We start from the raw sequence: 15030 nt of genomic DNA on the forward strand, positions 1-15030 counted from the left end.
AATTATCTTTAAAACAAATCCGCCCTTTTAGAGCTATGCGCTGTATCTTCAATGAAGATATATTTTCATTTTGTTAACCCTCAAGGAGCCATACTTAATTTATAATTTTAAAACCTGTATAGGGTTGTAAAACTTCGGGTATAACTATACCATCTTCAGTTTGGTAATTTTCAAGAATGCCTGCTAAGACTCTAGGCAAAGCTAAAGAGCTTCCGTTGAGTGTATGCGCTAATTCGTTTTTACCTTCACTATTTTTAAATCGAAGTTTTAAACGATTCGCCTGAAAGGTTTCAAAGTTTGAAATTGAAGATATTTCTAACCATCTATCTTGAGCCGTTGAAAACACTTCAAAATCATACGTTAAAGCTGACGCAAAAGAAGTATCACCTCCACATAAACGTAGAATTCTATAAGGTAATTTTAGTTCTTTTAAAATGGCTTCTACATGGTTAATCATACCATCTAGAGCTTCATAAGATTTGCTTGGATGCTCTACCCGAATAATTTCAACTTTATCAAATTGGTGCAATCTATTTAATCCTCTTACGTGTGCACCGTAACTTCCTGCTTCACGACGAAAACATGGCGTGTAACCTGTTATACCGATTGGCAGTTCGCTTTCATTTAAAAGAACATCTCTAAAAATGTTGGTTCCTGGGACTTCGGCAGTTGGTATTAAATATAAATTATCCTCGGTAACATGATACATTTGCCCTTCTTTATCCGGCAACTGTCCTGTTCCGATACCTGAAGCTTCATTGACCATAAGTGGCAATTGGTATTCGGTATAACCAGCAGCGGTATTTTTATCTAAAAAATAAGCTATTAATGAGCGCTGTAATCTGGCCCCTTTACCTTTGTAAACAGGGAATCCTGCACCAGTAATTTTATTGCCAAGTTCAAAATCTATAATATCATATTTTTTAGCTAATTCCCAATGTGGCAATGCACCGTCATGTAATTTAGGAATATCACCTGCTTTAAAAATTTCTTCATTATCCAACTCAGAATTACCCTGTGGCACCAATTCATTTGGCACATTAGGTATTTTATAAAGCAACTCGGTTAAAGCTTCTACTTTGCTATTAAGCGCTTCATTAAGTTCTTTTGAAGCATCCTTTAACTGTGTTGTTTTCTCTTTCAGAAGATTGGCTTTTTGTGCTTCTCCTGATTTATACAAGTTTCCAATTTCTTTAGATAAGACATTAGATTCTGCCAAAGTATTATCTAATTCTGTTTGAATACGCCTTCTATCTTCATCTAAAGCAACCACATCATTTATCATTTGTGTTGCATCAATGTTTCTTTTTGCTAAGCGCTCAACGACTAAGGCTTTGTTTTCTCTAATAAAAGGGACTTGTAACATGTATTGAAAATTTAAGCGACAAATTTAGGGAATTACAAAGAATTCTAAGGGCAAACTTATACTTTTATCTTTCTCCATTTTTGCCACGAATTCACGAATTTTTTAATTTTTGAATTCTTCATTTTTGTACAATTTCACAAATTAAAAATATTTCAAATTTCATAAAGTCTATTCCTCTTTTGAAGGTAAAACCCATGTACTATGATTAAATGCATCCCATTCCACATTTGCAATATCTATATTTGGATTAATTAAGGTTTTATAAGGCTTTCCGTTTACACTTACTTTACTATTTATATATATTGCAACGTTTTGACCTCCATCTTTAAATTTTTGTTTTAAGTGTTGTGCAAATTGCCATATAACATCCGGCTTTGTGCTTGCAGTGCGCACTTGTTTTGCAGACAAATAGTCTTTCATATCAATAAAAAGACGCTTACCCGTATCCTTATTTTCAACTGAATAAGTTGTATTGCCACTTTTCACTCTTAGCATCATACGCCATGATAGCCGATGGCCTTCTTCTGTCCAAAGCACATCATCTTCAATAAAATGATGCCGTAACGGTAAGCCTAATTGAATTATAAAATAAATTGAAAAGACTATGATTAGAGGTGTTTTAAACTTTGGAACGATAGCCGCTTCCCCTTTATAAAATAATTTCTTTTTTAAAAATAACTTTTGAATGGTTTCTGGTTGAAAAAAGAACAAGGCGAATGCTAATGATAAATAAGGAAAAATGCCTATTTGAAAAACAAAGGAATTAAACAAATGAAAAAATATTGATGCTATAAACGCATACTTTCTGGTTGGTTTATAGAGCAACAAAGGCACTATTAAACCATCAAACAAAATACCTCCGTAGGCCAATATATAATGCAACCATTTTTGTTGAAGTAAATCGCCAACAATAATATAGTTTTGTTTGCTCTTCATCATCAGTTCGATAACCGAAGTATCTAACCAATCTGGATATAGTTTTGCTAACGAAGCATACGTATAAACAATAAAAAGTTGAAGCACTATAACCCACCGACACCACTGTGGCATGGAAATACTTTTTAATTTTGGATTTTGTTTTACATCAACAGAAGCATATTTATGTGCTGGAAGAAACACCATAATGCTACTAATAAGCATTAACAAATAATAATGATTATTATAAGATGATTTCTGCATTAAATAAGTTGCAGACCACATAAGCGTGAAGCTAATCATGGCTAATCTATATTTATAACCTACCGTTATAAACAAAGCAAAAACGCCCATAACAATGTAGTAGTAATACATACCATGTCCTGGGAGTGGTTGCAACCATTCAAAACCAATAAAAGAAAATGTAAAATCAGGGTCTACAAGTGTATGTTTTACCCAGCCAGTAAAAATGGCGCCAACCGATTCTAAAAAACAAAGTAATCCAAAAATAATTCTGAAAACTATTAATACTGAATTATCAATATGTTTAAAAAACCAATTGTTAAGCATGGTGTTTAGCAATATAATCTAATGCTGTTTGTTTATCTTTTGCTAATTGCAATTTTAGGGCTTCTACCGATTCAAATTTTTCTTCATCACGAATACGATGCAATAAGTCTATTTGAATGTTTTGGTTGTAAATATTTTCATCAAAATCAAAAAAGTGAACCTCGATAGTTTGCATGCTTCCATTAACAGTAGGGTTCATACCTATATTCATCATACCATAAACCACAGTATCTTTAATTCTAGAGCTAACAATATATGACCCTTGTTTTGGTATGATTTTATAATCCTCTTTAATTTCAATATTTGCGGTCGGGAAATTTAATCGCCTACCTAAACCTTTTCCTTTTGTTACATGTCCGGTAAGCATAAAATCATACCCTAAATAAGCATTTGCCTTACCTATATTGCCTTCTATGATAGCATTTCTAATTTTTGTTGAGCTAACCGCTACATCATTAATATCTTGAGCCGAAATTTCTTCAACTTCAAAACCATACTTAATACCAAAATCTTTTAAATCGTTAATATCAGCTTTTCTATTCCTACCAAATCTATGATCATAACCAATAATTACTTTTTTAGCGTTAAGTTTATCCACTAAAATCTCTTTTACAAAATCTTCAGCAGATAGTCTTGAAAATTCTTTGGTAAACTTTTTTATAAGTAAGTAATCCAAGCCTAAATCGTCTAAAATATCATGGCGTTCATCAAGGGTATTAATTAATTTAATGTTAGAATCTTTTTGTAATACCATGCGTGGATGCGGAAAAAATGTAAGTATTACAGATTGCAAACCTTCATCTTTCCCTGTGTTTATTAAGCGTTTGATTATTTTTTGATGCCCAATATGTACGCCATCAAACGTGCCAATAGTAACAACTGAAGGCAAATTGGATTTATAAGTTTCTATATTTTTTACTTTGCTCATTTAATGCCTAAAATTTTTATCTGACTTAGAAAAATTAGATTTATTATATTTGACTTAATAAATTGCCCCAAAATATTTGTTATGAAAACAAAACTACATTATGTTTTAACAATTGCAATGCTTTTGTTTGTATTTTCAAGTTTTGCACAAAATTCATCATGGAAGCACGTTGAAAACATAAAAACCAATGAAAATTTATCAAAATTCCATGTAGACAAAAATAAACTTCATGTATTTGAATTAGACTTGTCTTCATTTAAAAAAAGTACAGCTTCAGCAACTTTAAGAGGTATTAGCAATAAAAACTCAAATACCATTGTTTCAATTCCTGCTATTGATGGTAAAATGGAGTCCTTTAAAATTTATGAAACTTCCGTATTTGCTCCAGAACTTGCTGTAAAATATCCAAATATAAAATCTTATGTAGGTATTAGCACAGACCATTCTGGCACACGTTTACGTATGAGTGTATCGCCTCAAGGCGTGCAAACCATGATTTCCTATATAAGCAAACCTACGGTATTTATGCAACCTATTGCTAAAGGCTCAAATACATATGTGCTTTATAATAAAGGTGATAGAAGCAATTTAACCGATAGATTTGAATGTAAAACCATTGACAAATTAAATGAAACATTCAATAAAAATAATAGTAAGACTTCTAAAGTTAATGAAGGCGGCGCAAATGACAAAACTTTACAAAAATTTAGACTAGCTGTTTCTACTACTTCTGAATACACTACTTATCATGACGATGGTAATGCAGGAAATGGAGATGAGATAGCTGATGCTTTAGCGGCTATAAATGCATCCATAAATAGGATAAACGAAATATTTGAAACCGATATGGCAATCACTTTTGAAGTTATAGCTAATACTAATTTAGTTATATTTAATGATGCTGATACAGACCCATATTCTCCAGCTAGTGCTGGTGCTGATGGAGCTTGGAATTCAGAAGTTCAAAATACCTTAACAAGTATAATTGGAGAAAACAATTATGATATCGGGCATCTTTTTGGAGCTACAGGTGGTGGTGGAAACGCGGGTTGCATAGGCTGTGTATGTCAAAATAATTCAAAAGGAAGCGCTTATACTTCGCCATCAAATGGCATACCAGAAACAGATACTTTTGATATTGATTTTGTTGCTCATGAAATAGGACATCAAATGGGAGCAAATCATACATGGGCATATGACAGTGAAGGTGCTGGAGTTAACTCAGAACCAGGCAGTGGCACAACTGTAATGGCCTATGCAGGACTTGAAGGCGCTAACAATGTGGAATTAAATAGTGATGATTACTTTCATTTCCATAGTATTAAGCAAATATTGGATAATGTAAATACAAAAATCTGCCAGACTACTGAAGCTATTTCTAATAATCCTCCTAGTGCTAATGCAGGAAATAATTATAACATCCCAAAAGGAACAGCCTATGTTTTAAAAGGTGCAGCTACCGATAACGATGGTGGAGATAACTTAACCTATTGCTGGGAGCAAATTGATAGTGGCATAACCAATTATCTGAATTTTGGTTCAGACCTAACTTCTGGCTCAACAAATAGATCGCTGCCACCATCAGATTCTCCAGACCGATATATCCCAAAATTCAGCAGTGTTATATCTGGAAATACAACCCAAACCAATCCAACATTGGGAAGTGACTGGGAGACCGTTTCAACAGTTGCAAGAAATTTAAATTGGGCATTAACAGTAAGAGACAGAGACCCATTATCTGCTGCCGGCGGACAATCTAGTTATGACACCATGCAAATTACTGTAGAAGATGTACCTCCTTTTAGCGTAACAAATCCTGTATCTTGGGCTCAAGAATCTATGCAAACCATTACGTGGGAAGTAGGCCAAACAACAAATGTCACCATAAATTGCCAAAGTGTGAACATTAAGTTCTCTACAGATGGTGGACTAACATTTCCAACTATCATAGCATCAAATACACCTAACGATGGGTCTTTCACATATAATGTTCCTGGAATACCTAATACCAATAATGCTAGAATATTAATTGAAGCTGCTGATAATATTTTTTATGATGTTTGTGATTTTGATTTTTCGATTTCAACAGAACCTGATTTTTTTATTATTGAAGAAACTTTAGTCCCACTAGCTTGTGCTGAAACTACGGCTGTTTTTAATTTTGAATATGTTACAGCTAATGGGTTTTCCGAAAACACCTTTTTTAGTGCATCAGGTTTACCAGGGAGTTCTAACGTTGCGTTTTCACCAACAAGTTTAAGCAATTCTGGAAGTGTCATCATGACTATTAGCAATTTAGATGGTGTTGCAGAAGGCAACTATCCAATTGTAATAACGGGTACTTCATCACCTTCATCTATTACAAAAAATAAAAATGTGGATTTGGCTTACTTCAATGGACTATGCACTTCAGTCGCAAATACAGATTATGATACGGGTACTACACTAGTTGCGTTTAACACTATTAATAAGGTGTCTTCAAAACCTTCTGGCTATAGTAATTATACCTCAACCTCTTCAAATGTAAATAGAGATAGCTCATACAATTTAACCATTAATGTTAATACTGATGGTGACTTTACTACAAACACAAAAGTTTGGATTGATTGGAATCAAAATTGTAGTTTTGATGATGCCGGTGAAGCATATAATTTAGGGGAAATAACAAATGTTACTGATGGAGCCACCCCTAATTCACCGCTTTCAATTACTATTCCAATTGATGCTCTTTTAGGACATACTATTATGAGAGTTTCTACTAAATATGAAGGCGATTCTGGTGGAGAGCTACCAATAGCTTGCGAAAATGGCTTTGATGGCGAAGTAGAAGATTATGCACTTAACATTATGCCTACATTGGACGTTGAAGAATTTGGTTTTGATAATTTCTTAGTTTACCCTAATCCTAATAAAGGTGAGTTTACAATTAAACTAAATGGTTCCAAATTGCGTGATATACAAACTAAAATTTACGATACAAGTGGTCGTCTCATTTCCAAAAACACTTATGGTGCTACTGGCGATTTTAAAGAACGTATTAATTTAAACAATATACAATCGGGGTTATACCTTTTGATTGTATGTGATGGTTTGCGACAATCTACTAAGAAAATTGTAATCGAGTAAATGAAATATCTCGGGGCAAGCCCATGAGGTATTAGTCCCGATAGCTATCGGGACTGAAAAAATCAAATACTAAATTACGAAAATGACATCCATTAACATTTCAGCATTAATATTACAATAGAAGGTTCAAAAAAGGATGCCCCAAAATGCTATGGTCGCTATCCTCAAGGGAACAACCAATACTTTGTAATCACTTACTTTTTATTCCTCTTCAGCAAAAAACGCCTTTAACGCTTTAATATCTTCAGGTTTAGATACAATTTTTTTGTCCTTATCTAAAACAAAATAAGTTGGTGTGGATGTAACACCATAAGCATCACCTATTTTATTATCCCATTTGCCTTCACCATAAACATGAATAAAACTTGGGTAACTATAAGTCAAATCTTTCCACTTATAAGGTTCATCTTCCAAACCAATAGCAATGGCTTTAATTAAACCTTTTTCTTTAGACTGGATAAAGGTTTGTAACTGCGGAATTTCATCTAAACAATGTGAACACCCACTGCTCCAAAACACAATAACATAGTTTTCAGCAGCATCTAATTCACTTAATTTTTTGGTTACCAGTTTATCTTTTTCCTTTATTTCTAAATCAAAATCTGGTGCTTCATTGCCTTTAGAAATATTGTTATAAAGAATCAATGCATGCAAAAGCTCTTGGTCGTTTAAAGATACCGCAATATCCATCAAGTAATTTTCAGCAATATAATTAGCAACAGATTCAAAACCTAAATCAGACATTTGTTGCCATAAATCAAACAACAAAATGCGTTTTACCTCATTAGGAGCATTTTTCATTGCAGCACAAACTACATCAATATTTTTTTTATAATTTGAAATATCATCTTTAGATTCCGAAGACATTCCAAATACATAATTCAGCATTTTTTCTTCTAAAAAATTTGAACTTTGAAGAGTATTATTGTTAAAATCTACATAATCAAAATAGTGTGTCTTTAAATTTTTGATATAGGTTTTAACATCTTCAACTTTTATTGGGATATATGGTTTGTTAGCCTTAATGAATTCAATCACTAAAGATTCATTGGCGGCTTTCTCGAAACTTAACTGGGTGTCTTTTTGAGTTTTAAAAATAGCTTTTAGCGCAGTGGTGTCTTTACTTTCCTGACTAAAATAATTACCAATGCTTTGTGTAACCATAGACATGCTATTGGTATATGAGGCTAATAATTTATTTTCGGCAGATTTTTTAAATGTTACTCCTGTTTCAGAATTAAAAGTTAGCTCAATATCTTCTTTTCCATTATAGATAATATCAAAATTATAATCTTCTTGCGGAACAGCATAAACCAACCTATATATACCCTTTGTTGCTGAGGAATCTAATTGGAACTCAAAACTCCCATTTTCTTTTATTTCTGCATTTGAAATATAATCTGATATGGTAGGTGTAACCTTATACAACAAGGCTATATTATACTCTTTTGCAGGAGAAAACACGCCTTTTATACTATGTTGTGCAATAAGCAAACTAGGAAATAAAACTGTTAAAAATAATAAGCGTTTAAACATTATAATGTGTTTATTTAGACTCTCTTTTTCAAGGGAACGAAAATTTTTTTTATTTAATTAAAACAATAATTAAGCCATAATAGGTTGCAAAGCATTCAATGCGTGCTTTACAGATTTCACACTATCAAAGGTAAGCATTAAGCGCAGTCCGTTTCGCGTTTGTTTTTCTTTCATTTTACATGAATTTTGGTGCGTTTGAACAAACTGTAATACTTTTGTAAAATTCGGACTTTGATAAAAGCTACTTTGTTGGTCGTTAACAAAATAACCTATAAGCTTGCCTTGTTTCATAATAATTTTTTCAAAACCTATTTTAGTGGCCAACCACTTTATTTGGACACTATTTAATAAATCGGTCACTTGTTTTGGCAATTCTCCAAAACGATCCATTAAATCCGCTTTAAAAGTTTGCAATTCATCTTCTGTTTTTAAATTGTTAAGTTGCGTGTATAGGTTTAGTCGTTCAGCAATATTATTCACATAACTATCTGGGAATAAAAGTTCAAAATCAGTATCAATCGTTACATCCCTAACATAAACTTTGTCTTCCTCAGGGTCATTATATAAATCCTTAAACTCATTTTCTTTGAGTTCTTCAATAGCTTCATTTAATATTTTCTGATACGTTTCAAAACCAATTTCATTTATAAACCCACTTTGCTCTCCGCCTAATAAATCGCCCGCACCACGAATTTCCAAATCTTTCATGGCAATATTGAAACCGCTTCCCAATTCTGTAAATTGTTCTAAAGCGGTGATGCGTTTTCTGGCATCATCAGTCATTGCGGAGTATTCTGGAGTAATAAAATAACAGAAGGCTTTTTTATTACTTCGCCCTACTCGACCACGCATTTGGTGTAAATCGCTCAATCCAAAATTATTGGCATTATTTATAAAAATGGTGTTTGCATTTGGCACATCCAATCCACTTTCAACAATGGTTGTACTTACTAAAACATCAAAAGCGCCATCCATAAAGGCTAGCATTAATTGTTCAAGTTTCTTGCCTTCCATTTGTCCGTGACCAATACCAATTTTAGCGTCTGGCACTAAGCGTTGAATCATACCCGCCACTTCTTTAATATTTTCTATGCGATTATGAATGAAGAAAACTTGTCCCCCACGTTCAATTTCATAACTCACGGCATCTCGGATAGTTTCTTCGTTAAATCGAATGACGTTGCTTTCAATTGGGTAACGATTTGGAGGTGGCGTTGTAATTACAGATAGATCCCTTGCCGCCATTAAGCTAAACTGAAGCGTTCTTGGGATTGGTGTTGCTGTTAAGGTTAACACATCCACATTATCTTTTAACGTCTTAAGTTTTTCTTTTACAGCTACGCCAAACTTTTGTTCTTCATCTACAATTAAAAGCCCTAAATCTTTAAATTTTACGTTTTTATTTACAAGCGTATGTGTGCCAATGATAATATCGACTTTACCTTGCTCCAAACCTTCCAAAGTTTCGCGTTTTTCTTTTGCAGTTCTAAATCGGTTGACATAATCTACAGTAACAGGAAAATCTTTTAAGCGTTCTTTAAACGTTCTAGAATGTTGATATGCCAAAATGGTGGTTGGCACTAAAACAGCCACTTGTTTACCGTTATCTACGGCTTTAAAAGCTGCTCGTATAGCGACTTCTGTTTTACCAAAACCAACATCGCCACATATTAAACGGTCCATGGGGCGTTCACTTTCCATATCCATTTTAATGTCGGCGGTTGCAGTACTTTGATCGGGAGTGTCTTCGTATATAAAAGACGCTTCTAACTCATGCTGCATATAACTATCCGGGTTATATTGATAGCCTTTTTCGGTTTTTCGTTTAGCGTATAATTTTATTAAGTTAAACGCCACGTGTTTTACACGGGCTTTTGTTTTTTGTTTAAGGGTTTTCCAAGCGTTACTGCCTAGTTTATAAATTTTAGGTGGCTTGCCATCTTTACCGTTAAACTTAGTGATTTTATGAAGTGAATGAATACTTAAATACAACACATCCCGCTCACCATAAACCAATTTAATAGCTTCTTGCTTCCTACCTTCTACATCTATTTTCTGAAGTCCACCAAAACGCCCAATACCATGGTCTATGTGGGTTACATAATCGCCAATATCTAAATTTGTGAGTTCTTTTAACGTGATGGCTTGTTTTTTTGCATAGCCATTTTTAAGATGAAATTTGTGATAGCGTTCAAAAATTTGATGGTCTGTATAACATACTATTTTAGCATCATGATCTATAAAGCCTTGATGCAATGAGAGGACAATAGTCTTGTATGACACCGCTTGTTCAACATCCTCAAAAATATCATGAAACCGTTTGGCTTGTTGCTCGCTAACACAAGCAATGTAATTGGTATAGCCTTTATTATGATTGGTATTTAAATCTTCGATTAACAGGTTGAATTGCTTATTGAAGGACGGTTGTGGCGTGGTATTGAATGTGATTTCGTTATTCTGAACTTGTTTCAGAATCGCATCATGAGACCCTGAAACAAGTTCAGGGTGACGCTTAAAATAAGCACCGGAACCAAACTCAATAATAGAGAAATCTAGTAATTGTTTTTTTAATACTGTTGAATTACAAAACAGCTCGTTAGGCTCTGCATGCTTAATATCCGTTGAAAGCAATTTGAAAGCTTCTTCAGCTTTGCTGTAAAAATCGTCTATTCTTGAAAAAAGTAAGTCTGAATTTTTTATGCACACCACTGTTTTTTGAGCCATGTATTTTAGAAAACTTTGTCGGCTTTCCTGCAATAGTTTATTCGCTACATTAGGAATAATGTTTATTTTTTTTATCTGCTCGATGGACAATTGTGTTTCAACATCAAAAGTCCTGATGCTATCTACCTCATCGCCAAAAAACTCAATACGATAAGGCTCATCATGCGAAAACGAAAAAACATCTACAATACCACCACGCACAGAAAACTCTCCGGGTTCAGTAACAAAATCTACGCGTTTAAATTGGTATTCAAACAAAACTTCGTTTACAAAATCGATTGACAAATTATCATGTACACCAACTTTTAATGTGTTACGTTCTAGTTCTTTTCTAGTCACTACTTGCTCGAAAAGCGCATCGGGATAGGTAACTATTATAGCTGGTTTTTTTTGCGAGTTTATTCGGTTTAAAACCTCAGCACGTAATAAAACGTTAGCATTATCGGTTTCTTCAATTTCATAAGGTCTTCTGTAGCTCCCTGGGTAGAATAGTACATCTTTGTCGTTACAGAGTTGCTCTAAATCATTTAGGTAAAAAGCGGCTTCTTCTTTGTCGTTAAAAATGAGTAAAAAAGGTTTTTTCGCTTGCTTGAACACACTAGCTATTACAAAGGAAAATGAAGAACCAACAAGTCCTTTTAAATGTACTTTATTTTGAGTTTGGGCAATAGCAACCTGCAGATTTTGCGTTTGCAAAGTCTGTGAATAAGTTTGCGAGAGAATGGTTTTACTCAAGTAATTTTTGTTTTTACGATTGCAAAGATAAGGTTTAGGACTTATTGATTTGTTACGAATAAACAACTATTATTTTTGTAATCATCCAACCTTGTTCTGCACTCGCGTTAAGGATTGAGCGGCATGTTTGAGCTCCCCGAGGCAGAAGGGAGCGAGTAGTGAAAGCCTGACCCTTGTGGTAACGCCCAAAAAATTAAAATTTCGATTTAAATTCTTAAAAAAAATATGTACGTTTGCATCACTATAAAAACAAAGATATATGTCGTTTTCAGATTTATTTGATAGTGGTTTTAAAAAGCGCAATGAAGACCATTTTGCTGCAATAGTTCGTGTAGCAATGGATGATGGTATAATTACACCTGAAGAGCAAGCCTTTTTAGATAGATTGGCCCGAAACTTAAACATTAGCGAAGGGGAATATAAATTGATTTTAAAAGATTATCAGTCGCATCCTATTAACCCACCCGTTTCTTATGATAATCGTTTAGAGCGTTTATATGATTTAGTTCGTATGGTACATGTAGACCAAATTAAAGGTGACCCAGAACACAAACTTTTAAACAAAATAGGTGTTGGACTTGGGTTTCATGCTGTTAACGTAAAATACATAGTTGATAAAGCTTTAACATTAGTACAAAATGGTGTAGATTTAGATACTTTTGTGGATCAAATAAAGAACATGAATAGATAGTATTTATCAAACTTAATTATATAAAAAAATGCGAACTTTATTAGTTCGCATTTTTTTTTTGAATCTATAAATAAAACCTTGAAAAATTATATAAAAAGGAGTTGGCAGCCTTCTTGGTCTGCTCTGCTATAAAAATCACCGATGGTTAGAATCCCATCTAATTCGTCAATTAAATCTTCTTCTTTTAAATGAAACATATCTACTGCCAGTTTACAGGCCCAAAGTCTACATCCAGAATCTGAAAGTATTTCTAAAAACTCGCCAATAGGAGGCATATCTAGTTTTTCCATTTCTTTTTTCATCATTTTTGTCGCAAAAGCCTCCATTCCTGGTAACCCCCCTAACATGGTTGGTAAATGCATCCCAGGATTACCTACGGTGGCAACGTGCAAATGTTCTAACTTTTTCTTTTGAATGGCTTCTAAACCAAAAAAAGTGAAAAATATTTCGGATTCTATGCCTTCCATTCTTGCTCCATTTGCCATTACAAAGGCGGCATAAGCATTTTCAATAGTTGCTTTTGATAAAATAAAAAGCATTTTTTTAACTTTTGTGGCCATAATTTCTTGTTTTTAATTTCGATTTAGATACAACTTTTTGGTTTTGGTACACCAGCTATTTTAGTTGAAACTTTTAATGGCCCCTTAGGGAAAAGTGCATAAAATTCTTTGATGTCTAAAACACCACTTTTTTTAATACCTCTAACAGATAAAGCCACATCATTTTTAACTTGTACTTGAAGCCAAGAAACCACTTCCCAATGTCTATCTGTCATTTCAACACCTTCATTTTTAGCAATCTCTAGCCCAATTTCTTTAGACCATTGAGATACGTCTGTTAAATATCCGTCTTCCGTGACGTCTAATCTAATTCCTGCAATATTTAAATCCATAATATTTATTATTTAGTGTTTTTAATTAATTCTTTTTTATATCAAATACTTTTCCTTTGAAACTCATATTTCTTGAAACAAATGGAATGGCAATACCCCTTAAAAGCATATTCCAATAAATCCATCTAAAGGCTAATTTTCCCCAGTGATTAAAAACGCTTTCTTTCAATAATTTTAGAGGGCCTATTTTTGCAAAAGGAAAGGTCCCATGTACTGGTTCTGTTTTATAGTTGAAATCAATAAGTAAAGCCTTGTTATTTCCAGTCTCTATAAAGCAGTTTGCATGTCCATCAAATTCTTCTTTTAGCGTATATCCGTTTATATATAATAGAATATTATCGGTTAAAGTTTCGGCCTGAAAGTGGGCTACAGAACCTGCCTTAGAAGCTGGCACATTGGTAGCATCGCCAATTACAAATATATTTTCGTGGGCTACAGATTGTAAAGTATGTTTATGTGTTGGAACGAAGTTTAAATCATCTCCCAGTCCAGATCTTTCAATAAGCTCGTCGCCCATATTTGTGGGCACTGTTACTAATAAATCAAATGGGATTTTATGTTCGCCGTAATCAACAATTTCTTTTGTTTCATTATCAACTCTTTCTATTGCAAAATCGGATTCCATTCGGATTCCTTTTTCAGATAAAAGATAACTTAATGATTTTGAACAGGTAGGTTTTGTAAAAGCACCAGACAGAGGCGTAACATAAGTAATTTCCACCTTATCTCTCATGCCTTTTTTAGTAAAATAAGAATCAGCCAAAAAAGCAAATTCTAAGGGTGCTACAGGACATTTAATTGGCATTTCTGTTAAATGCACAACCAATTTCCCACCTTCCCATTCACGGAATTTATTTCGCAATGCCAAAGCACCTTCAAACGTGTAAAAGTCGAATATATCTTTTTTCCAAAGTTCCCCTAATAACCCATCAGTTTCCTCCGGAGCAATTTTAGATCCCGTTGCGATAATTAAGAGGTCATAATCTAAGGTTTCATCTTCTAGAGCAACTTTATTCTCTTCCGGTAAAATTTTGTCTATTTTTTTTTGAATGTAATTAACCCCATTAGGAATAAATTTTTTACCAACTTTTTTTACTTGATCTTCTGTATAGGTATCAAAAGGAAGAAATAAAAACCCTGGTTGATAATAATGTGTCTTATATTGGTCTACAATAGTGATTTTCCAAGTTTTTTTTGGAAGCTTTGAAACTAAATGATTTGCCATCATGGTTCCTGAAGTACCTGCACCTAAAATAACTAAGTTTTTCATTGTTTTTGCTTTTGAAAGTCATCACAATCATGATTAATTGTAAATTATTATTCTTGATAAAATTACTCATTAAGCAATTATCAAATTATGACAAAAGTCATCATTAACCCCTTGTGTAACAAAGGTTACATAAAGAGCTTGTAATTACGGTTTTCAAAAAAAAAGAGCCAAGAAGTGACAAAAGTCATAGATAAGAGGATATTCTCAAAGTAATTTTACCAATCAAACATTAACTATAAGAATTCAACTCTAAACTCCTTTCAGAATTCTTCTAAAT

Annotated in this window: 10 protein-coding genes; 2 read left to right on the plus strand and 8 right to left on the minus strand. The window is 33.4% G+C overall.

The window, feature by feature from the left end; translation table 11 throughout:
• Positions 1–94 precede the first annotated feature (94 nt).
• From serS to ABD935_RS05450, 3 genes are all read right to left on the minus strand, one after another.
• Positions 95–1366 carry a serine--tRNA ligase gene (gene serS, locus ABD935_RS05440; protein WP_345190656.1) on the minus strand — a complete coding sequence of 424 codons (1272 nt, stop codon included), beginning with the start codon at positions 1364–1366 and terminating at the stop codon, positions 95–97.
• Positions 1367–1534: 168 nt separating this feature from the next.
• Positions 1535–2851 (minus strand): HTTM domain-containing protein, encoded by a 1317-nt coding sequence (locus tag ABD935_RS05445; RefSeq protein ID WP_345190657.1) that lies wholly within the window; start codon positions 2849–2851, stop codon positions 1535–1537.
• On the minus strand, positions 2844–3779 hold the full coding sequence (locus tag ABD935_RS05450; protein WP_345190658.1) for a bifunctional riboflavin kinase/FAD synthetase: 936 nt from the start codon (positions 3777–3779) through the stop codon (positions 2844–2846). The genes ABD935_RS05445 and ABD935_RS05450 overlap by 8 nt, the downstream gene beginning before the upstream one ends.
• A gap of 81 nt (positions 3780–3860) precedes the next feature.
• Between ABD935_RS05450 and ABD935_RS05455 the strand changes: the two genes are divergently transcribed.
• Positions 3861–6905: a zinc-dependent metalloprotease gene (locus ABD935_RS05455; RefSeq protein WP_345190659.1), complete on the plus strand. Its 3045-nt coding sequence runs from the start codon at positions 3861–3863 to the stop codon at positions 6903–6905.
• A 201-nt stretch (positions 6906–7106) separates the two neighbouring features.
• Here ABD935_RS05455 and ABD935_RS05460 read toward each other — a convergent pair whose 3' ends face one another.
• Together ABD935_RS05460 and mfd are read right to left on the minus strand one after the other, a co-directional pair.
• Positions 7107–8441, minus strand: a complete 1335-nt coding sequence (locus ABD935_RS05460; protein ID WP_345190660.1) for a TlpA family protein disulfide reductase — start codon at positions 8439–8441, stop codon at positions 7107–7109.
• A 69-nt stretch (positions 8442–8510) separates the two neighbouring features.
• Complete coding sequence (mfd, locus tag ABD935_RS05465) at positions 8511–11900, minus strand: transcription-repair coupling factor (protein WP_345190661.1); 3390 nt, start codon at positions 11898–11900, stop codon at positions 8511–8513.
• A 259-nt stretch (positions 11901–12159) separates the two neighbouring features.
• On the opposite strand from mfd, the gene ABD935_RS05470 reads away from it, so the two are divergent.
• A complete protein-coding gene (locus tag ABD935_RS05470; protein WP_345190662.1) occupies positions 12160–12591 on the plus strand; it encodes a TerB family tellurite resistance protein in 432 nt (143 codons plus the stop codon).
• Positions 12592–12677: 86 nt separating this feature from the next.
• Here the strand turns inward: ABD935_RS05470 and ABD935_RS05475 are convergent, their stop codons facing one another.
• Genes ABD935_RS05475 through sqr form a run of 3 tightly spaced genes read right to left on the minus strand, consistent with a single transcriptional unit; the run spans position 12678 to position 14753 of the window.
• Positions 12678–13151: a DsrE/DsrF/DrsH-like family protein gene (locus ABD935_RS05475; protein WP_345190663.1), complete on the minus strand. Its 474-nt coding sequence runs from the start codon at positions 13149–13151 to the stop codon at positions 12678–12680.
• Between the two features lie 23 nt (positions 13152–13174).
• A complete protein-coding gene (locus ABD935_RS05480; RefSeq protein WP_345190665.1) occupies positions 13175–13483 on the minus strand; it encodes a TusE/DsrC/DsvC family sulfur relay protein in 309 nt (102 codons plus the stop codon).
• A 25-nt stretch (positions 13484–13508) separates the two neighbouring features.
• A complete protein-coding gene (gene sqr, locus ABD935_RS05485) occupies positions 13509–14753 on the minus strand; it encodes a type III sulfide quinone reductase, selenoprotein subtype (RefSeq protein ID WP_345190666.1) in 1245 nt (414 codons plus the stop codon).
• Positions 14754–15030 lie beyond the last annotated feature (277 nt).

The sequence above is a fragment of the Algibacter agarivorans genome (assembly GCF_039543245.1).
Taxonomy (GTDB): domain Bacteria; phylum Bacteroidota; class Bacteroidia; order Flavobacteriales; family Flavobacteriaceae; genus Algibacter_G; species Algibacter_G agarivorans.